Origin of the sequence: Mesorhizobium sp. B1-1-6, assembly GCF_006443035.1 — a bacterium.
GTDB lineage: Bacteria > Pseudomonadota > Alphaproteobacteria > Rhizobiales > Rhizobiaceae > Mesorhizobium.
In genome coordinates, this window is sequence record NZ_VFWR01000016.1 from 109,268 (window position 1) to 128,916 (window position 19,649).

Sequence of the window (19,649 nt, forward strand, 5' to 3'; positions counted from 1 at the left end):
CTATGGGCAAGGTAACAGGCTTTCTCGAGATCGACCGGCAGGTGCACAAGTATCAGCCGGCCTCCGACCGCATCCGGCATTTCCGCGAGTTTACGCTGCCGATGTCGGACAAGGAGGTCGAGAAACAGGCCGCGCGCTGCATGGACTGCGGCATCCCGTTCTGTCACGGGCCGACCGGCTGCCCGATCCACAACCAGATCCCGGACTGGAACGACCTCGTCTATAACAGGGACTGGGACAATGCGATCCGCAACCTGCATTCGACCAACAATTTCCCCGAATTCACCGGCCGCATCTGCCCCGCGCCTTGCGAGGAAGCCTGCACGCTGAACCTCGAGGACATTCCGGTGGCCATCAAGACGGTCGAGCAGGCGATCGCCGACAAGGCCTACGAGACCGGCCATATCAGGCCCTATCCGCCGGAGAGGAAGACGGGCAAGCGCGTCGCCGTCATCGGCTCCGGCCCGGCCGGCATGGCCGCCGCCCAGCAGCTCGGCCGCGCCGGCCATGATGTCCATGTCTACGAGCGCGAAAGCCGGCCAGGCGGGCTGATGCGCTACGGCATTCCGGACTTCAAGATCGAGAAGCACTATATCGATCGTCGCATCGAGCAGATGCAGGGCGAAGGCGTGACCTTCCATTGCGGCGTCAATGTCGGCATCGACAAGCCCGTGGCCGAACTGCTCGCCGAGCATGACGCGGTGCTCTATTGCGGCGGATCCGAGACCCCGCGCACGGCCAATATCCCCGGCGACGATCTCGGCGGCGTCTATGACGCGATGCCCTATCTCGTGCAGCAGAACCGGCGTGTCGGCGGCGAGCCGATCCAGTCGGTGGCGTGGCCGTCGCACCCGATCATCGCCAGCGGCCAGCATGTCGTCGTCGTCGGCGGCGGCGATACCGCTTCCGACTGCGTCGGCACCGCCTTCCGCCAAGGCGCCGTGCGCGTCACGCAGCTCGACATCCGTCCGCAGCCGCCGGAGAAGGAAGACAAGCTCGCCGTCTGGCCCTACTGGGCGACCAAGATGCGCACCTCCTCCTCGCAGGCCGAGGGCGCCGAGCGCGAATTCCAGGTGGCGACACTCGAATTCATCGGCGAGGAAGGCCAGCTGACCGGTGTCAAATGCTGCGAGGTCGACGATAAGCGCCGACCGATCGTCGGCACCGAGTTCGTCATCCGCGCCGATCTCGCCTTCATCGCCATCGGCTTTGCCGGGCCGGCCATGGCCGGCGTGGTGTCGGAGCTCGAAGGGGATATGAAGATCGTCACCGACAGCCGACGCTCCCGCAATGTCGAGGCCAATGACCGCGACTACCGGACCAGCGTCGACAGGCTCTATGCCGCGGGTGACGTGCGCCGCGGCCAGTCGCTGGTGGTCTGGGCCATCCGCGAGGGTCGCCAGGCGGCGCGTTCGATCGACGAGGCATTGATGGGTTCGAGCGTCCTGCCCCGCTGAGACCGTTTGGAAACTCTACTCCTGCGGCCATCTGAAGGCGTTTCTGCGCTTCCGGTGCTCACGTACCCCAAAGTACGCTCCGCTCCGGTTCTCGAAAACGCCATCATATGACTCGCAGCAGCGAGTTCCGAAAACGGTTTCGGGCCCCTCCGCGTTGCTAAGGAGTGATGGCCGTCGTCGTGCCAGCCCTGGCGGCCGCGGCTGCCGGATTTGTCTTCGGCGGCCAGGCGAAATCGTCGGCGCGGCCGGGCGAAGCCACCGGCGCCTTGCCCTCGACCACCAGTTTTTCGCCGGGCAGGCCCGGGTTGGCCTTCGCGGGCGGTCCGGCGCCGAGCAGTTCCGTGCCGCCGTCGAGCGCCGGATCGCTGAGCAGCATCGGCGCGGTGCGGTCAATGACGATGGGAGCGGCGGCCGGCGCCGGCGCCTCGACCGGCGCGCCGGCAGGAGCAGCGGTCGGGGCGACGCTTCCCGGCGCGGCCAGGCCCAGGACCTTCATCAACGGCTTTTCGGTATAGAAGGCGAGCTTGCGCTTGCCGGCCTTCGACATGTTGATGCCGTCATCGGAGCGCAGCCGCACGGGCTGGCCGTTGATGTCGGGGCCACTGGTGACGAAGGCGCCGTTCTCGTCGACGAATCCATCCCAGATATCGACGAATTCGCCGCCATGGCTTTCGGCCGCCTGACGGTAGATGTCGTTGAAGGCGAGCATGTCGGATGTCATCTTCGAAACCCTGAACGCCGGCATGCCGACCCACAGGAAAGGCACCTTAGCCGTGGCGATGGCCTTGCCGAACGCTTCGGTGCGACGTTCGTATTCCTTGGTCCAGGTCTCGGAACGGGGCTGCTCGCGCACATCCCCCACCTTCATCGGCTGGCGGTCGTTGGAACCGAGCATCACGACCACGGCGGCGGGCTTTTCGGTCTCTATCAACGATTTGATCTGTTCCGGCCAATTGTAGAAATCATCGCGCACGAAGCCCGACGAGCCATTGGAGCGAACGACGATCCTGACGCCGGTATTCTCGGCAAAGGCGGTATCTAGACCTTCGGCGAGCCCGGCCGCCATGAAATCGCCGACCACCAGGACGACCCGGGCGTCCGGCGCCTTCTCGGCGATCGGGATTTCCGGTTCCGCGGGCGGACGCGGGGCACGCGGCTTTTTTGCCTTCGGCCTGGGCCTTGGTTTCTGGATGTCCAGCGGCGGCTCGATCCGCTCGCTGCGGCGCGGGAACAGAAGGTCACGCAATGACCAGCCGCGGCTTTGCTGCTCCTGCGCCATGGCGGGGGCATGGAAGGCGCCTGCCATGGCGACGGCGAGCACGGCGACGGCCAGGAACAGCACCAGCATGCGGGGAATGAAGGTCCCGATGCGCGCAGCCCAAGCCAATCGCTCCTCCTCAGTTCATGACAGGCCCTATTTTTGCCTGAGCCATTTTAGCACTTCCATGCTCGGATAGCCGTCCTGGGTCAAGCCGACCTTTGCCTGATAGGCCATGATGGCCGACTTCGACCCGTCGCCGATCTTGCCGTCGAATTTGCCGTCATAAAGGCCGTGCTGGGAGAGCCGCTTCTGCAATTCCTGCCTTTCCTCGAACGTCAGCTTGGTGAAAGGCCGTTTCCAGTCCTGTACGAGGCCGGTGGAACCGGCGATCTCGTCGGCAAGAAGACCAACGGCAAGCGCGTATTTGTCCGCATTGTTGTAGGCCTTGATGACCGAGAAATTCCTGATCATCAGGAAAGCGGGGCCGCCGCGGCCATCCGGTACTTTCAACGTCGCCTTGTCGCTGAGGTTCCTGAACGGCTTGCCGCTCGCCCTGACCACGCCGAGCGCCTGCCATTGCGCCAGCGTCCTGGAGCCTGCGGGCAGCTTGCCGGCCGGCAAGGCCACCTCGTAGCCCCAGGTCTTGCCGGCCTGCCAGCCATTCTTCTTGAGCAGATTGGCTGATGTCGCCAGCGCATCGGGAATGGAATTCCAGATGTCGCGCTTGCCGTTGCCGTCCATGTCCACGGCATAGTGCTGGTAGCTGGTCGGGATGAACTGGGTCTGGCCCATGGCGCCCGCCCAGGAACCCATGAGGTGGCTCTCGTCGATGTCGCCGGTCTGGAGGATCTTCAGTGCGGCGACCAGTTGCGTGCGGGCATATTTCGACCGCTTCTGATCGCCATAGGCCAGGGTCGCCAGCGAGCGGACGACATTGCGCATGATGTCGTCGCGCTTGAGGATCTCGCCATAGTTGGATTCCATCGACCAGATGGCCAGCAGGACGTTGCGGTCAACGCCGAACCTCGCCTCGATCCTGTCCAGCCACGGCTTCCATTTCCTGGCCATCTGCTGGCCGACCGCGACCGACTGGTCGTGGACGCGGTTGTCGAAATAATCCCAGGCGGGCGCGGTGAATTCCGGCTGGGTTCGGGCTTTTTCCAGCACCACCGGATCGGGTTCGTCGATGCCCCTGAAGGCGCGGTCATAGACGGCGCCGGAAACGCCCCCCTGCACCGCGGTGGCGCGGAAGCCGGCGACCCATTGCCGGAAGCCGGCATCGGCGAAGGCCGGCCCGGCAGGCATCAGCATGGCGAGCGAGAGGCTGGCGGCCGTCATGACGCTGGTGAAACGCTTTGCGGCATTGCGAACGGACATCTTTTCCTCCTTCTCCGTCTTGGGAAAGACCATTCATCGCCGAACCAGGTTAGGAATTGGTTTACCATAGGCCGCCCCTGGAACGAAAAGGCGCCTCGATGCTTCTACCGGTGCAAGTTTCCCTTCATCCGCCCGATAATCCTCAATTCCGGCGTGAAAATGTCGCGGGGCGGGATTGCGGAGCCGGCCTGCAAACGGATAATTGAAGGCATGAAGAGAGTTCGCAAGGCAGTTTTCCCGGTCGCAGGTCTCGGCACGCGGTTTCTCCCGGCCACCAAGGCCGTCCCCAAGGAAATGCTTACCGTCGTCGACCGGCCCGTCATCCAATACGTGGTGGACGAGGCGCGCGAGGCAGGCATCGAGCATTTCATCTTCGTCACCGGGCGCAACAAGGCGGTCATCGAGGATCATTTCGATATCCAGTTCGAGCTCTATGACACGCTCGCCCAGCGTGGCAAGGACGACCAGCTCGCCAGGTTGCAGCGGCTGCAGCCCGGGCCGGGACAGACCAGCTTCACTCGCCAGCAGGTGCCGCTCGGACTTGGCCATGCCGTCTGGTGCGCGCGCGAACTGGTCGGCGACGAGCCGTTCGCGCTCTTGTTGCCCGACATGATCATGCAGTCGGAAAAGAGCTGCATGAGGGACATGGTCGACCTCTATGCCGAGACCGGCAACAACATCATCGCGGTTCAGGAATGCGATCCCGCCGAGACCCATAAATACGGCATCGTCGGCCGGGGCGAAGCCACCCATCATGGCTTCCGCATCACCGAGATGGTGGAAAAGCCGAAGACCGGCACCGCGCCCTCCAATCTCTACATCAATGGCCGCTACATATTGCAGCCCGAGATTTTCAAAATCCTCGAAGGCCAGGAGAAGGGCGCCGGAAACGAGATCCAGCTCACGGACGCAATGCTGAAGCTGGAGAAGCAGCAGCCCTTCTACGGCTACCACTTTCAGGGCCGCACCTTCGATTGCGGATCGCCGGAAGGGTTCGTCGAGGCCAATGTGGCCTTCGCGCTCTGGCGCAACGACATGAACCAGAGCATGGCCGGCGTTATCCGCAGGCTTCTCGACGAGATGGCGCCTTCGGAGCACGTTGTGGCGGCGCTTTAAGGGAGGCGCTGTCTGGCCGATGTCTCGGATGCGGCACGCAGCTTAGCGGCCCGCGCTTACCGCTGCACCTTCACGCCGAGATAGATGCTGTTGGCGGTGTAGTCGCGGCCAGGCAGGTTGCTGGTGAGCTTCTCGGTCCTGGCGCGGGTGGTGAGGCCGGCATAGCGGTTCAGCCACCATGTCAGCCCGGCTTCGGCGCTCAGCACCCTGTCATGGCCGTCTATGCCGATATAATCGCGCCAGTCCAGGCCCAGCGCGGCATTGCCGGTCAGGTTGGCGCGGATCTGGCGTTCGGCCGTGAGGCGGCCGGAATAGAGGATGTCGCCGCTTTCACCTGCGGTGGTCGTGGGCTCGACCGTGGTCCGCCCGGTCAGGCCGATCGTGGTGCCGCGTTCGGGCGACCATTTCAGGTCGGCGTCCACGGTGGCACCCGCGATCGCCCCCAGGCGGTCGTCGTCGATCGCTTCCCGCAGCCAGCCGGCCGAGAACTCGCCGGCGAGCTTCTCGCCCATGTCGAGCTCGAGGCCGGCGCGGGCACCAAGCCGCGTTGATGAACGCTCGAAGCCTTCATTGTCGAAGCGTTGATCATAGGCCCTGCGCCCGAGTTCGATTTCGGTGAAAGGCGTAAGGGCAGGGGAGATTTCGTAGCCGGTGCGCAAGGTCGCCGTATAAAGCGTGGAGTTACGATCCTTCTGCGACAGCGAGGTGTCGTCAGAAAGCTTGGCGTCGCCATAGAAGTCGTGCGAGACCGCGCCGGTCAAAGTGTATTGCGCCTTGCCGACGTCCTTTTCGATGCCGAGGCTGCCGTCGATGGTCTGGCGCAGCGGTTGCTTGCTGACGCCTGCAATGGCGTCGGGCGACGAGGCCGATTCCGGCACGGCCTCGTAACCGAGCTTGGCGACGGCGCGTTGCTCGTTGTCGAGGTCGACATTGAGCTGGCCTTCGATGCGGCCTTGCTCATTGTGAACCGGGTAGCCCGAGACGGTCTCGCGGAAGAGGCCATAACCATCAATGGTCGCGGAGTTCTCGCGCCAGTCGGAGGCGGCGGAAAAGCGCAGTGCCGTCTCGGACAGCAGCGCCGCTTTGCCGGCACTGCTGGAATCGCCGTTCGAGGTGGCGGTCAGGCCCTGCTCCAGCGTCGGCCTTATGACGAACGAGCCCCATTTGATGCCTGGAGCGGTGAACGGATCGTCCTCGATTTTCTTCTTCTGCCCTTCGATGGAAGCGGTGCGTTCGGCGCCCGGATCGAGCTGCTGCCGGTCGACGCTGTCGATCGTGACGGCGCGGCGGTTGGCGGTCTCCTGGTCGGTGCCGGTGCCGGTGCCGGTGACGGTGGCGTCGGCATCGTCGGCCGTGCTGGCGGTCGTGGTCGCGTCGGTCGTCGCGGTGGTGTTCTTTTTCTTTGTCTTCGCCCTGTCGGCGGCCTTGTCCGCATTGGCCTGCCCGGTGGCCGATGGCCGGCGTGGTTTGGGCGGAGGCGGATTGTCGGCGGTCACGTCGTCACCGGCCGCCGGCGGGTCGAAGATGCTGCCAGTGGGCGAGGCGGCACCGCTATCGTCAGGAGCAGCGCCGGCGCTGGCGGGCAGATAGGTGCGCGACCGCGTGTCGTCCTGACCGGGGGGGGCCGGCTGCTGTTGACCCTGACCGGCTATGGCGGCCAGTCTCGCCTTGCGCTGCTGGTCGGACAGGATCGCCGATTCCGAGACCTCGCCGCGCAGCTCCGTTTCCTGGGCGAAGGACAGCGTCGGTCGCAGCAGGCCGAAGATGCTGGTCGCCAGCAGCAAGGCGCAGGCAGCCTTGCTCTTTCGCCTTCTCGTCTTTTCTGACTGGGCCCCGGACATCGCCACCACTGCTTGCGCGGCGCGAGCGCGCGCCATACTTACCGAACCGTAAATGGGGATGGTTAACGGAGGGTTGAGGCGGAGGGCGATTGCTTTTCCAGGCGCTCATTGTTCCAGGCCTCGACATTCGTGACCTTGCGCTTCGTTCATTCGGACCGCTGTCCCAGACGGTCGCGGGAGGCATTTCCGTTGGACAGGCGCGGCACAAAGCGCTAATCGCATCGGCCATGGATGCGCGATCCCTCGACAAGAAGCCGTTGGACAGACAGGCCTCGATCGCTTCGGCGCTAAGAACGGTGGCGACCGAACAGGCGGGAGTGGCAGCGCTGGCCGAGGCGCTCGAAAACGGGCTGGCGAAGCCCTTTGCCGAAGCGGTCGACATGATCTCGAGGATCGAAGGCCGGGTCATCGTCACCGGCGTCGGCAAAAGCGGCCATATCGGCTCGAAGATCGCCGCGACCCTGGCCTCGACCGGAACGCCGGCCTTTTTCGTCCACCCCGCTGAAGCCAATCACGGCGATCTCGGCATGATCGCCAGGGACGATGCCATCATCGCCATGTCATGGTCGGGCGAAAGCAAGGAGATGATGGGCATCGTCGCCTATTCCAGGCGCTTCTCCATCCCGCTCATTGCAATCACGTCCGGTGAGACATCGGCGCTGGCGCGCGCCGCCGATGTCGTGCTTTTGCTGCCGCGTGCGCCGGAAGCCTGCCCGCATGGCCTGGCGCCGACGACATCGGCACTGCTGCAACTGGTGATGGGCGACGCACTGGCGATCGCCCTGCTCGAGGCGCGGGGTTTCACGCCCGATCATTTCCGCACCTTCCATCCCGGCGGCCAGCTCGGCGCCAACCTGATGCAGATCCGCGAGATCATGCATGTCGGCGAGAGATTGCCGCTGGTCGTTTCGGGCACCGGCATGCAGGACGCGATCCTGGAGTTGTCGCGCAAGGGCTTCGGCTGCGTGGCGGTCACCGCCGCCGACGGCGCGCTGATCGGCATCGTCACCGATGGCGACATCAGGCGTCACATAGGCAGCAACCTGACGGCGATGACCGTCGATCAGGTGATGACGAGATCTCCCAAGACCGCCGCGCCGGACACGCTGGTGGCGACCGCACTGCAGACGATCAACAATTCAGCCATCACCAGCCTGATGGTGGTGGAGGGCAACAAGCCCGTCGGGCTCGTCCACCTGCACGATCTTTTGCGCATCGGCGCTGCGTAGGGCAGTTCACCGTTTCACGGAAACGGCGAACTGCTCTATCTCTTTGTTTCTGCACAATTCCGGACGGAAAACCGTACACACTTTTCCTGGAATTGCGCTAGCGCGGAGCCGGTTTCACACTCGCTCGACGGTCAGTTCGAGATCGGTGTCGGCGGCTCCGGTGACGCGCACCTGGGTGCCGGCCGGCAGGTCAGGGCCAGAGACGCGCCACAGCGTGTCGCCGAGCTTGATGCGGCCGCGGCCGTCGCGGATCGGCTCGGCCAGCGTCGCCATCCTGCCGATCATCTGCGCCCCACGGCGGTTGAGCAGCGGCTGGTCGGTCGGCTCGTCGCGTCCGCCGATGAGTTTCTTGCCGACCAATGCCGAGACCAGCGACAGCGCGAGGAAGACGAGCACTTGGACCTGCCAGGTCCAGCTGGCCGCATCCCAGACCAGCAGCGATACCGCGCCCACGATCAGCGCGGCGATGCCGGTCCACAACATGAAGATGCCCGGTGCGATGATTTCCATCGCCAAAAGCACGAAGCCCAGAACCATCCAGTTCCACGGGCCGAGTTCGGAAACGATGCGGTCGATCATGGTTTTGATCCACTCACAAAGGCATTAGTTGTCGCTCGGCCTGACGACCGGAGGTCGTGAGACCTGCCGCTGCGTGCCGGACGGCCCGTCGCCCTTGAACACTTCCCTGGCGATCTCGCCGATGCCGCCCAGCGAGCCGATCAGCGACGACGCTTCGAAAGGCATCAGCACGATCTTGCTGTTGGTGGCCGAACCGATCTTGCCCAGCGCTTCGGTGTATTTCTGGGCGACGAAGTAGTTGAGCGCCTGCACATCTCCCTTGGAGATCGCTTCCGACACCACTTGCGTGGCGCGGGCTTCCGCTTCGGCGGAGCGTTCGCGTGCCTCGGCATCGCGGAAGGCGGCTTCCTTGCGGCCTTCGGCCTCGAGGATCTGCGACTGCTTGAGGCCCTCGGCGGCAAGGATCTGCGCGCGTTTGTTGCGTTCGGCCGTCATCTGCCGGCCCATCGATTCGATCAGGTTGGCGGGCGGATTGATGTCCTTGATCTCGACGCGGGTGATCTTGATGCCCCAGGGATGGGCCGCTTCGTCGACCACGCGCAGCAGGCGCTCGTTGATCGCGTCGCGGTTCGACAGCAGCTCGTCGAGGTCCATCGAGCCCATCACGGTGCGGATGTTGGTCATGGTCAGGTTGAGGATGGCGTTCTGCAGGCCGGAAACCTGGTAGGCCGCCTGCGCCGCGTTGAGGATCTGGAAAAAGGCGATGCCGTCGACGCCGACGATGGCGTTGTCGCGGGTGATGATCTCCTGGCTCGGGACATCGAGCACCTGCTCCATCATGTTCAACTTGGCGCCGATGCGATCGATGAACGGCACGATGAGGTTGAGGCCTGGCGACAGCGTTTTCGTGTAACGGCCAAAGCGTTCGACCGTATAATTGTAGCCTTGCGGGATTGTCTTTATGCCTTTGAACAGCACCAGCACGACAAGAGCGACCAGAACAATAATCGCGATATCGAAACCACTGAAATCCATTTGGCTCTCCCTCAAGAGGCAAGCCATGGGAGCCATTCTCCCGCAGCCGGCTTCAGCAAACACTTAAGTGTGTTTCAACAACGTTACAATCAGGTGATGAGGGATTGTTTGTGTCGCTGCTGCCGGTGGCTGAAGGCGAACAGGCTTGCGTCCGTATCTTCCGATCCGGCGATGGCGGCAGAAACGATTTCGGATGCGATTTGCGAGAAGGCGATGCCGTTGCCGCCATAGCCCATCACGGCCTGGATGCGCGGATGCCCAGGGATGGCGCCGATATAGGGCAGGCCGGTGGTTGTGGTGCCGAAGGAGCCGGTCCAGGCAAAATCGGGCCTGGTGTCCAGATCCGGGAACAGGCGGCCGAGCTTCCTGGCCAGTCTCAGGCTCTTGCCGGCGATCAACGCGTCACGCCGTTCCTTGTCGATAAAATCCTCGTCTTCGCCGCCGCAGATCACCCTGCCGTCGGCTGTCGCCCTTGCATAAAGATAGGGGTCCGACGCTTCCCAGATGAGGGCCGCGTCCGGCCAAATCTTTCGCGGCTGCGGGCGTGTGGCGATGGCCCATGTCGAGATGACGCGGTGGGCGGCTGCCGGCACGATGTCGGTCAACTCGTAGCCGGTCGCGAGCAGGACGTGCTGCGCGCTGATTATGGGGCCGCCCCTGGTGGCGACGACGACCTCCTTGGCGCTGTCTTCGATCGTGGTCGCCTCGACCGGGGCGTAGAGGCGCGCCTTGCGCTCCAGCGCCTTCAGCAGCAATCCGGCGGTCAGTTTGCGCGGATCGAGCACGATGTTGCCATGGCTGAGGATGGCGCCGTCGCGCTCGATGCCGAATCGCGCAGCCAGCGGCGCAGGGGCGAGATAGGTCGCGGCGATGCCGGCCTGTCGCCGCGCCTCGGTCTCGTCACGCAACTGCGATGGGCCGAGCACGGTACCGGCCAGATAGAGGGAGGGGGCGCGGCTCAGGCGGCAGTTGATGGAGAGCTCGGCTATGCGGCCGGCAAGGTTGGAAACGGCCAGACGCGAGCGCCGCCAGGCCTGTTCCGCCGAGGCCTTGCCGATCATCCTGCCGAGTGCCGTCAGCGGCTGGTCGATCTCGAACTGCACCAGGGCGGTGGTCGCCGACGTCGACCCTCTCAGCGGGCCGCGCCGGTCGATGCAGACCACCGAATGGCCGTCCGCCGTGAGCGCTTCTGCGATCATGGCGCCGCTGATGGCCATGCCTATCACCAGCACATCGGCCTTGGCGTCACGGGTCAGAGCGCTTGTCGGGACAGCGGGTGCCCGATAGGCGGACCAGACTGGCCGCCCGCTTCTGAGGTCGAGCTTGCGGGGCATCGATAGTCTCCGGAGGGCGCGCCTCAACGCCCCGGAACGTCCATTGTTCCCAGGTTCAGATCCAGCCGGACAGTTCGCGCCGCACCATCGCCTCGATCACCGCCATGCCTTTGGGACTGTCGTTGAGGCAGGGGATGTGCGCGAATCTCCCACCGCCGGCATGATGGAAGGTTTCCGCCGCCTCGCGGCCGATCTCGTCCAACGTTTCGATGCAGTCAACGGAAAAGCCGGGGTTGACGATGGCAATCGATTTCACGCCGTCCTTGGCCAGTTTCTCCACCGTCTTGTCGGTGTAGGGCTGCAGCCATTCCTGTGCGCCGAAGCGCGACTGGAAGGTGGTGATCAGCTTCTTCTCGTCCCAGCCGAGCCTCTCGCGCAGCAGCCGTGTCGTCTCGAGGCAATGCGCGCGGTAAGGATCGCCTTTGTCGGAATAGGGTTTCGGGATGCCGTGATAGGAGGTGATGACCACCTCCGGTTCGAAATCGAGGCTGGCCAGATGCCGTTCGATCGAATGGGCGAGCGCCTCGATATAGACCGGTTCGGCATAATAGGGCGGCACGCTGCGGACGGCAGGCGCCGCACGCATCTTCATCAGCGCCCGGAACAACTGGTCATTGGCAGTCGCCGTGGTGGTGGCCGAATATTGCGGATAGAGCGGAAAGGTCAGGATGCGGTCGCAGCCCTGCGCGACCAGGCTTTCGGCGACGCTCGCGGTCGAGGGATTGCCGTAGCGCATCGCCCAGCCGACGACCACGTCGGGCAGGTCGCGCAATGCCACGGTCAGCTTCTCGGCCTGGGCGCGGGTATAGGTGCGCAGCGGCGACTCGTTGTTCTCGCGATTCCAGATCCTGGCATAGTTGGCGCCCGACTTCTTCGGTCGCGTGGTCAGCACGAGGCCATAGAGGATCGGATACCAGATCGCCTTGTTGAGTTCGATGACGCGCGGGTCGGACAGGAATTCGCGGAGATAGCGCCACATCGGCCTGAAATCGGTGCCGTCCGGCGTGCCGAGATTGACCAGCATGACGCCGACCTTGCCCGCCTTGGCCGGCGAATGTCCGGCCGGTCTCGGTCCCACGGTCCTCGCGGGCTTGGCGTCGACAGGGATGGAAGGCGGCATTGCGGGTCTCCGAACACGGCGCGAAAGTAGCGACGCCGCGCTGCTTTTCAATGCAGCGTCTGGCCGCACCTTACCAAAAACAGGACGCCCGCCCTGTTTCGGCGGGTGTCCCTGCGCGCAAAGGCGAAGGCGGTTACCTCGGCGGTATGGTCAAGGTGGCGCCGACCGGAAGCCGGCGCGGCTCGTAGCCCTTGTTGGCTTCAGAAATGACTTTCCACCTGGTGCCGTCGCCATAGGCCTTCTTTGCCAGGTCCCAATAGGTATCGCCGGCGACGATGACATGGCTGGTTTCGGCCGGTGCGGCCTCGGCGGGCTTTGCCGGCTCAGCCGGCGCGGGTGTTGCCGGGGCAGGGGCGGCTTCGGCAGGCTTTGCCGGTTCCGCAGGTGCTGGCGTTGCCGGAGCGGCAGGCGTTGCCGGTGCAGGCGCAGGCGCGGCGTCGGTGGACACGACCGGCGGCGTGTTGGCGATATCGCCGGAGTTGGCAGGCAGATCGGGCATTGCTTCGGCTGGCTTGGCGGGCTCCGCCGCAGGCGCGGCCGCTGTCGTCGCGGCGATCTCGGTGATGCGGCCGTCGAGCTTGGGCGTGTAGGGCCGGTGCGCGCCGAGATAGTCGGCGACCACCTGTTCGAGGCCGGGGCCGTAATCATAGGCGTTCTTGGCCTTTTCGGCGAAAACCTTGTAGCCGTCGCCGCCCTGGCGGACATAGTTGTTGGTGGCGACCAGATAGTCCTTGTCGGGATTGAGCGGCGTCCAGGCGCCGTTCTCCATCACCTCGACAGACTTGACGCGGCCGGCATTGGGCGGGGCGGATTTGTCGAAGGCGTATTTCAGCCCGGCCACTTGCGGGAAGCGGCCGGCGCCGTCCTCGACCTGACTGAGGCCGCTTTCGAGCCCGGCAATCAGGTCCTTGCCCGAGATCTGGAAGGTCGCCAGCGTGTTCTGGAAGGGCAGCACGGTCAGCACCTCGCCCATGGTGACGGTGCCCTTGTCGATCGAGGCGCGCAGGCCGCCGCCATTGGAGATGACGATCTCGACGCCCTGTTCCTTGACGCGGTCGAGGATGGCGTCGGAGACGAGATTGCCCATCGCGCATTCGCGGGCGCGGCAGCTCTCGCGGCTGCCGTCGATGACGTCGGTCGTCTCGGCCACTTCCTTGTTCTTAAGCGCTTCGATCGGCGCGCCGAGCTCCTTTATGCGGGCGAGCACGGCGGGATCGGGCGTGATCGACTTGTCGAGGAGGATCGGGTCGCCGCTCGCCGACTTGACGACGCCATTGTCGTCGAACACGATCTTGAACTCGCCGAGATATTTCGAATAGGACGCCGCCTGCACGACCGGCACCTTGTAGCCGTCCGGATTGTCGACCATGGTCGGATAGGGGCCTGCCGCCTTCGGATCGGTGTTGGACAAAAGCGTATGGCTGTGGCCGCCGACGACCACGTCGACGCCCGGGATCTTCGCTATGACATCGCGCTCCCTGTTGTAGCCGATATGGGTCACGGCAATGATCTTGTTGACGCCCTCTCCCTTCAGCTTCTCGACCTCGGCCGTGATCGACTTGACGTCGTCCTCGATGGCGATGTTGGGGCCGGGAGTGGCGAGTTCGGGCGTATCGTTGGTGACGGCGCCGATGATGCCGATCTTCTGGCCGCCGACCTCGACGACGATGGACGGCTTGACGCGGTCACCGAGCTTGGAATGCGCGTTGGCTTTCACATTGGCGCCGAGCACGGGGAACTTGATCATGTCGAGGAACGGCGCCAATGCCGTTTCGCCGTCGTCGAATTCATGGTTGCCCAGCGCCATTGCATCGAACTTCATGTCGTTGAGGAACTCGCCTTCGGCCTTGCCTTTGTAAGTCGTGTAGAACAGCGAGCCCTGGAAATTGTCGCCGGCGCTGAGCAACAGCACGTTCTGGCCTTCCAGCTTCTTGCGCTCCTGCGCGATCGCCGTGACCAGCCGGCCGGCGCCGCCGACGCATTCGCCCTTTGTCTCCTCGTCCGCCGAGCAGGTGGATTCGTATTTGTTGTTGCTTTCGATGCGGCTGTGCCAATCATTGATGTGCAGGATATTCAGGGTGTAGTCGGCAAAAGATGCGCCGGCCGACAGGCCCAGCGTCGACGCGGAAAGGGCGGCAATGGCGGCAAGCTTCTTCATCTTCGTCTCCCGGATAGGCTGATCAGAGCCGTTTAGCGCTCTTGCTTGACCGGTCTCTAACAGCCGGCTTTTTCAGCCATGTTCCCATCGCGTTCCGGAGCATGCAAGGGGAAATCGGGGCAAAATCCCGTTGATCCCTGCTGGGCACAAAAAAGGACGGCGGCCATTGGCCGCCGTCCTTTGCAGGTCTGAATGCCTGGTGGTTCAGGCGCGCCGGGTCAGCACGAAATTCTGGCCGGAGCCGCTGGTGCAGTTGAGCTGGCTGGTGGACACCAGCAGGCAATTGAAGCTCACCGGCGTCTGCCGGATCAGCGAGGTACCGTGGATCTCGACCGAAGTGGCGCCGGTCATCGTATAGGTGCCGTCGGACAACTTCTGGCCGGTGTCGGTCGCCACCGTGGTGAAGGTTCCGCCGGCAAAGGTCGAAAGACCGGTGCCCTTGGCGTCGATCCAGGAGCCTTCGACGCCCTTCGGCGCGGCCCCTATCGACGGCTCGTCGGGACCGCTGGTTGCACAAGCGGCCAACCCCACCATCGTGGCCGCCGCAACACTCATCGAAAGAATCTTGCGCGCAATGGTCATGTAAAAATCCTCTCCTCGCCCGTCGGCCCGAAATCGGAAAACGACTTTCGGAAAGCACGGTGCATGCATCCAAGTTTCAAGAGCGTAGTTCATGCGTCCAGATGGACGCGGCTTGCTCCCGTCCGCATCCTTCAATCGCCCGATTTCCGGGCGATTGCAAGGCAGTGAGGCATGCTTGGCGCGACGCTATCGCACCAGGATGTTGCGGAATTGCCACGGGTCGTTCCGGTCGAGGTCCTCCGGAAACAGGCCGGGCCGATTATCGAGCGGCGTCCACTCGGTATAATAGCCCTTCACCGGTCCGAGATATTGCGACTGCACGTCCAGACAGCGCTTGTAGTTCATCTCGTCGGCCTCGACGATGCCGGCCTCGGGGTTCTCCAGCGCCCAGACCATGCCGGCCAGAACCGCCGAGGTAACCTGCATGCCGGTGGCGTTCTGGTAAGGCGCCAGCTTGCGCGCTTCGGCGAGCGACAGTTGCGAGCCGTACCAGTAGGCGTTCTTGTCATGGCCGTAGAGCAGCACGCCGAGCTCGTCGACGCCATCGACCAGTTCGTTTTCGTCCAGCACGTGGTGTACCGGTTGCGCCTTGCCGGCGGCGCCGAACATTTCATGCAGCGACAGCACCGCGTCGTTGCAGGGATGGTAGGCGTAGTGGCAGGTCGGGCGGTACTGAACCTTGCCCTTTTTGGACCGCACGGTGAAGAAGTCGGCGATCGAGATCGCCTCGTTGTGGGTCACCAGGAAGCCGTATTGCGCACCTGGCGTCGGGCACCACGAGCGCACGCGCGTGTTGGCGCCGGGCTGCTCCAGATAGATTGCAGCCTTGGAGCCATGCTTGTGTTTCTTGCCGTTCTTGGGCATCCATTTCTCATGCGTGCCCCAGCCGAGTTCGGCGGGCTGCAGGCCCTCGGAGATGAAGCCCTCGACCGACCAGGTGTTCCAGAACACGTCCATCGGCTTCGGCTTCTTGGTGCGCTGGGTGTCGCGCTCGGCGATGTGGATGCCCTCGACGCCGGCCTTCCTCATGAGCTTCGCCCAGCCCTCGCGGTCTTCCTGCGCGGGTTCCGAAAACTCGAGGCCGAGATCGGTGGCCAGGTTGACCAGTGCCTGCTTGACGAACCACGAGACCATGCCCGGATTGGCGCCGCAGGTGGAGACCGCCGTCGTGCCGCCGGGCTTGTCGTGCTTTTCCTTGAGCAGCGACTCGCGCAACGCATAGTTGGTGCGGCTGGCATTGTCGGCCTCGGCATCGAAGTAGAAACCGAGCCATGGCTCGACGACCGTGTCGATGTAGAGCACGCCGAGCTTGCGGCAGAGCCGCATTAGATCCACCGAGCCGGTGTCGACCGACAGGTTGACGCAAAAACCCTGGCCGCCGCCATTGGTCAGAAGCGGGGTCAGGAGCTTCTTGTAATTCTTCTCGGTCACCGCATCCTGCATGAAGGTGATGCCACGCTCGTCGAGCAGCGCGCGATCGGTGCCGCGCGGGTCGATGACCGTCATGCGCGATTTGTCGAACTTGAAATGGCGCTCGATCAGCGGCAGCGTGCCCCGTCCGATCGAGCCGAAGCCGATCATCACCACAGGGCCGGTGATCTCACCGTAAACGGGCCAGTTTTCATTCGCCATTTTATCGAGCACTCCTTCAGACAGGTGCAAAACCCGGGCATTCTCGCCCAACGGGCATGCGCTACATCACAGATCATTGTCATAAACCAGTGAAAAGCGCCAACTGCCGGTCAGGCGGCGTTCGCCATTTGGTTAAGGACGCCGACCAGCCGGTCGCGGTCTGATGTCAAGCCCTTGTAATCGAGCTGGGCGATGTCGAGCGCTTCGAGCTGGGCAGCGAAAGCCGGAGCCAGCGTTGCCCGGTCGGGGTGATGCGCCAACGCCGCCAGCGGGTCGAGATGAATGCGGATGGTGAACAGGATGTCGCCCGAGACGGGCAATTTTCGAAGCGTCTGCCGCTCGACGCGGATGAAGGCGTGGGCATTGGCGTCGCCATCGGCAAATCGCGACGGGCGGCTGGCGGCGCGCTCGATTCGCTCGACATTGGATAGCGGATGGTAGAGCGCATCGCCCGATTGAATCGACCAGTTGTAGCGCTCCACGGCCTGGCCCTGGAGGCCGTCGAACATGCGGTTGATCAGCTCGGCCGGCCGCGTGCCAGGGCCAAAACCCGGCACGGGCGCATGTATCTGCTGCAACGGCTTGCCGAATTTTTCGAGCAGCGACCAGGACGAGGGAAAGCAGAGCGAGCCGGCGGCGAGCCGCCAGCCGTCTTCGCCGCGGCGCATCAGGATCAGGTCTTCCTGGACGAGCAGCGAGGCCGCGACAAGCGGCGCCTTGGCGAAGTCGCCCTCGGGATTGCCGCCGGCGGCGATCACCTCGACCCCGCCACTGGCACGCCGATGGGTCTCGGGAAATACCCGCGGCAAGTGCGCTTCGAGCAGGTCGAGCACTTCGCGCTGGGCATCGCGCGTGCCGTCTTCCTCGACGAACACGGTGCCGGGCATTTCGGCATAGAGCCGCTGCTTCTCGGCGAGGAACGGCAGGAGATGTTCGTCGACTTCGATCCAGTCGGCCAGGGCAAGCGGCTTCAGCCCGATGGTGAACAGCTTGGACGAGCCATCATAGGGCGTGTGGGTGGGCAGCGATGTCATGCTTCAGATCAGTTTTGCCGGGATCAAGCCGCGCAGTGAATTGCCGACATAGAGCGCCCTGGCGGATTTCAAGTCGTCAAAGCTGTAGATCGCCTCGCGGGCGCGGCCTTCATCCAGAAGCGCGCCGCGCAATACGCCAGGCAGCAGCCCGCAATCGAGGCGGGGCGTCAAAAGCATGCCGTCGCTGAAATCGGCGAAGACATTGGTGATGGTGCCTTCGCACATCTCGCCACGCTCGTTGACCAACAGCACTTCGTCGGCCTGGGTGATGAGGTATTCGGCGCGAGCATGCGCGTAGACCTGCCGGCGGCTGGTCTTGTGGCGCAGCAGCATGTCGTTCGAATCGAGCCTCGTGCGCGCCAGCCGCAGCGTCCAAACTTTATCGGCGGCGAGCGGCTCATAGGGCTGGACCGAGGCGGCCGCGTCGCCACTGCGCGCCAAAGCCAGGCGCGTGCGCAAGGCGTTGCGCGCGCCATCGACAGCCTTGCCCAACACGTCACCGATGCGTTGCGGGTCGCAGGCAAAACCGAGTTCGGCCGCCGAACCATAGAGGCGCGCCAGATGCCGCTCCAAGCGCAGGAAGCCCGTGGCCGGCTCCCAGCGCATGGTCTCGATCAATTCGAAACCGGCGGCGTTCCCGTCGCGAAGCGGGCTTTCAAGAGACACTCCTGATACTCCTCCTGCGCGGTTGAATCGAAGACGATGCCGCCGCCGACATTGTAGACGGCCTCGCCGCCGGGAAAGAGCGAGATGGTGCGGATCGCCACGGAAAAGCGCATCGTGCCGCCTGGTGCGATCCAGCCGATGGCGCCGCAATAGACATCACGGGGCGTGCCTTCAAGGTCATGCAGGATCTCCATGGCGCGGATTTTCGGCGCGCCGGTGATGGAGCCGCAGGGAAACAGCGCGGCAAAGATCTGGCGGATCGTGAGGCCCGGCAGCAGCTTCGCCCTGACGTCGCTCACCATCTGGTGGACGGTCGGATAGGTTTCGATGCGGAACAGCTCGGGCACTTCCAGCGTGCCGACCTCGCTGATCAGCGAGATGTCGTTGCGAAGCAGGTCGACGATCATCCGGTTCTCGGCCTGGTTCTTCTCGTCATTGCGCAGGAAGGTTTTCTGGCGCTCGTCGTCGGCTTCCGTCGCACCACGCGGCGCCGTGCCTTTCATCGGATGGGTCTCGACCATGCCCTGCGCGTCGATCTCGAAGAACAGTTCGGGTGAGCGCGACAGCACGATCGGATCGCCAAGCGAAACCAGGGCACCATATTTCACCGGCTGGCGTTCGGTCAGCGCGTCGAAGGCGGCGAGCGGATCGCCCGACCATTGCGCATGCACCGGAAAGGTCAGGTTGCCCTGGTAGCAGTCGCCTTGCCTGATGTGCCGGTGCAGCCGCGAGAACCGCTTCTCGTAGTCCTCGAACGACCATGTCGCCCTTGCATCGAAGATCGGGCCGTTGGTCGCCGCCGCCTTGCGGGGCGGCACCGGCTCTTGCACCGGCGCGTCAAAGACGCCCAGGCAGACCAGCGGGGCGCGGCGCCCGGCCGGCAGCAACGGAACCAGCTTCGGCTCCAGCAGGTAGCCCGCCTCGTATGAGAAATAGCCGGCAAGCCATTTGCCGGCGTCATGCGCGGCCTGGGCCGCCTGCAGCGTGGCCGAGAAATCCCGGGCCTCGTGCGCCGTGATGATGTCGTCCGGTCGGTCGAAAACGAGCTGGCGCGCGCTTTCGTCATTGCGGAAAATTGCGGCGGGCAGGGGCATGGAACTCGGCGCGTGGATCGATGAAGCCAATGATGGCTCTATATGGGGGGCCAGCCGCGCGCAATCGAGGGAGCGGCACCTTGCCACTTAAAGCCGACCTCTGGCCCAACCTCTGGCCCGATCCGTGCGCAGACCTTGCGGCCAAAAGCAAACCGGCGGCGCTTCGTTCGCGCCGCCGGCCGCAATCGTCGGAT

General features: G+C 64.2%; 16 protein-coding genes. 3 read left to right on the forward strand and 13 right to left on the reverse strand.

Features of this window, described 5'->3' with window-relative positions; translation table 11 throughout:
* The first annotated feature begins 2 nt into the window (after nt 1–2).
* Nucleotides 3–1,457 carry a glutamate synthase subunit beta gene (locus tag FJ979_RS27135; protein WP_140584320.1) on the forward strand — a complete coding sequence of 485 codons (1,455 nt, stop codon included), beginning with the start codon at nt 3–5 and terminating at the stop codon, nt 1,455–1,457.
* A 157-nt stretch (nt 1,458–1,614) separates the two neighbouring features.
* On the opposite strand, the gene FJ979_RS27140 is transcribed toward FJ979_RS27135, so the two are convergent.
* Nucleotides 1,615–2,844 carry a DUF459 domain-containing protein gene (locus FJ979_RS27140; RefSeq protein ID WP_140560304.1) on the reverse strand — a complete coding sequence of 410 codons (1,230 nt, stop codon included), beginning with the start codon at nt 2,842–2,844 and terminating at the stop codon, nt 1,615–1,617.
* Between the two features lie 27 nt (nt 2,845–2,871).
* Complete coding sequence (locus tag FJ979_RS27145) at nt 2,872–4,095, reverse strand: lytic murein transglycosylase (RefSeq protein WP_140496283.1); 1,224 nt, start codon at nt 4,093–4,095, stop codon at nt 2,872–2,874.
* Nucleotides 4,096–4,296: 201 nt separating this feature from the next.
* Between FJ979_RS27145 and galU the strand changes: the two genes are divergently transcribed.
* Nucleotides 4,297–5,211 carry a UTP--glucose-1-phosphate uridylyltransferase GalU gene (gene galU, locus FJ979_RS27150; protein WP_181168598.1) on the forward strand — a complete coding sequence of 305 codons (915 nt, stop codon included), beginning with the start codon at nt 4,297–4,299 and terminating at the stop codon, nt 5,209–5,211.
* Between the two features lie 56 nt (nt 5,212–5,267).
* On the opposite strand, the gene FJ979_RS27155 is transcribed toward galU, so the two are convergent.
* The gene (locus FJ979_RS27155; protein WP_181168597.1) at nt 5,268–7,052 is read right to left on the reverse strand and encodes an outer membrane beta-barrel protein; all 1,785 of its coding nucleotides are present in this window, start codon (nt 7,050–7,052) and stop codon (nt 5,268–5,270) included.
* Nucleotides 7,053–7,279: 227 nt separating this feature from the next.
* Here FJ979_RS27155 and FJ979_RS27160 point away from each other — a divergent pair, with 227 nt between their 5' ends.
* A complete protein-coding gene (locus FJ979_RS27160; protein ID WP_140496281.1) occupies nt 7,280–8,281 on the forward strand; it encodes a KpsF/GutQ family sugar-phosphate isomerase in 1,002 nt (333 codons plus the stop codon).
* A gap of 114 nt (nt 8,282–8,395) precedes the next feature.
* Here the strand turns inward: FJ979_RS27160 and FJ979_RS27165 are convergent, their stop codons facing one another.
* The 10 genes from FJ979_RS27165 to FJ979_RS27210 form a co-directional block, all read right to left on the reverse strand.
* Nucleotides 8,396–8,860, reverse strand: coding sequence for an NfeD family protein (locus FJ979_RS27165; RefSeq protein WP_140496280.1), 465 nt, complete (start codon nt 8,858–8,860; stop codon nt 8,396–8,398).
* Between the two features lie 24 nt (nt 8,861–8,884).
* Nucleotides 8,885–9,835: an SPFH domain-containing protein gene (locus FJ979_RS27170; RefSeq protein WP_140513683.1), complete on the reverse strand. Its 951-nt coding sequence runs from the start codon at nt 9,833–9,835 to the stop codon at nt 8,885–8,887.
* A gap of 89 nt (nt 9,836–9,924) precedes the next feature.
* Nucleotides 9,925–11,169 (reverse strand): FAD-binding oxidoreductase, encoded by a 1,245-nt coding sequence (locus tag FJ979_RS27175; protein WP_140584321.1) that lies wholly within the window; start codon nt 11,167–11,169, stop codon nt 9,925–9,927.
* A gap of 55 nt (nt 11,170–11,224) precedes the next feature.
* The gene (hemH, locus tag FJ979_RS27180; protein WP_140584322.1) at nt 11,225–12,289 is read right to left on the reverse strand and encodes a ferrochelatase; all 1,065 of its coding nucleotides are present in this window, start codon (nt 12,287–12,289) and stop codon (nt 11,225–11,227) included.
* Nucleotides 12,290–12,422: 133 nt separating this feature from the next.
* Nucleotides 12,423–14,447 carry a bifunctional UDP-sugar hydrolase/5'-nucleotidase gene (locus tag FJ979_RS27185; protein ID WP_140584323.1) on the reverse strand — a complete coding sequence of 675 codons (2,025 nt, stop codon included), beginning with the start codon at nt 14,445–14,447 and terminating at the stop codon, nt 12,423–12,425.
* 204 nt (nt 14,448–14,651) lie between these two features.
* Nucleotides 14,652–15,029 carry a hypothetical protein gene (locus FJ979_RS27190; RefSeq protein WP_140496275.1) on the reverse strand — a complete coding sequence of 126 codons (378 nt, stop codon included), beginning with the start codon at nt 15,027–15,029 and terminating at the stop codon, nt 14,652–14,654.
* A gap of 186 nt (nt 15,030–15,215) precedes the next feature.
* Entirely contained in the window at nt 15,216–16,661 is a 1,446-nt protein-coding gene (locus FJ979_RS27195; protein WP_140584324.1) for a homospermidine synthase, read from the reverse strand.
* Nucleotides 16,662–16,771: 110 nt separating this feature from the next.
* The gene (locus FJ979_RS27200) at nt 16,772–17,695 is read right to left on the reverse strand and encodes a DUF3445 domain-containing protein (RefSeq protein ID WP_140496273.1); all 924 of its coding nucleotides are present in this window, start codon (nt 17,693–17,695) and stop codon (nt 16,772–16,774) included.
* A 3-nt stretch (nt 17,696–17,698) separates the two neighbouring features.
* Entirely contained in the window at nt 17,699–18,361 is a 663-nt protein-coding gene (locus tag FJ979_RS27205) for an aminotransferase class IV family protein (protein ID WP_140584325.1), read from the reverse strand.
* The gene (locus FJ979_RS27210; RefSeq protein WP_140584331.1) at nt 18,310–19,455 is read right to left on the reverse strand and encodes an aminodeoxychorismate synthase component I; all 1,146 of its coding nucleotides are present in this window, start codon (nt 19,453–19,455) and stop codon (nt 18,310–18,312) included. The genes FJ979_RS27205 and FJ979_RS27210 overlap by 52 nt, the downstream gene beginning before the upstream one ends.
* Nucleotides 19,456–19,649: the final 194 nt, after the last annotated feature.

Coding starts and splice junctions, on each gene's coding strand:
- FJ979_RS27135 (WP_140584320.1), top strand. CDS start 3: ATGGGCAAGGTAACAGGCTTTCTCGAGATCGACCGGCAGGTGCACAAG.
- FJ979_RS27145 (WP_140496283.1), bottom strand. CDS start 4,095: ATGTCCGTTCGCAATGCCGCAAAGCGTTTCACCAGCGTCATGACGGCC.
- FJ979_RS27155 (WP_181168597.1), bottom strand. CDS start 7,052: ATGTCCGGGGCCCAGTCAGAAAAGACGAGAAGGCGAAAGAGCAAGGCT.
- FJ979_RS27160 (WP_140496281.1), top strand. CDS start 7,280: ATGGATGCGCGATCCCTCGACAAGAAGCCGTTGGACAGACAGGCCTCG.
- FJ979_RS27165 (WP_140496280.1), bottom strand. CDS start 8,860: ATGATCGACCGCATCGTTTCCGAACTCGGCCCGTGGAACTGGATGGTT.
- FJ979_RS27170 (WP_140513683.1), bottom strand. CDS start 9,835: ATGGATTTCAGTGGTTTCGATATCGCGATTATTGTTCTGGTCGCTCTT.
- FJ979_RS27175 (WP_140584321.1), bottom strand. CDS start 11,169: ATGCCCCGCAAGCTCGACCTCAGAAGCGGGCGGCCAGTCTGGTCCGCC.
- hemH (WP_140584322.1), bottom strand. CDS start 12,289: ATGCCGCCTTCCATCCCTGTCGACGCCAAGCCCGCGAGGACCGTGGGA.
- FJ979_RS27185 (WP_140584323.1), bottom strand. CDS start 14,447: ATGAAGAAGCTTGCCGCCATTGCCGCCCTTTCCGCGTCGACGCTGGGC.
- FJ979_RS27190 (WP_140496275.1), bottom strand. CDS start 15,029: ATGACCATTGCGCGCAAGATTCTTTCGATGAGTGTTGCGGCGGCCACG.
- FJ979_RS27195 (WP_140584324.1), bottom strand. CDS start 16,661: ATGGCGAATGAAAACTGGCCCGTTTACGGTGAGATCACCGGCCCTGTG.
- FJ979_RS27200 (WP_140496273.1), bottom strand. CDS start 17,695: ATGACATCGCTGCCCACCCACACGCCCTATGATGGCTCGTCCAAGCTG.
- FJ979_RS27210 (WP_140584331.1), bottom strand. CDS start 19,455: ATGCCCCTGCCCGCCGCAATTTTCCGCAATGACGAAAGCGCGCGCCAG.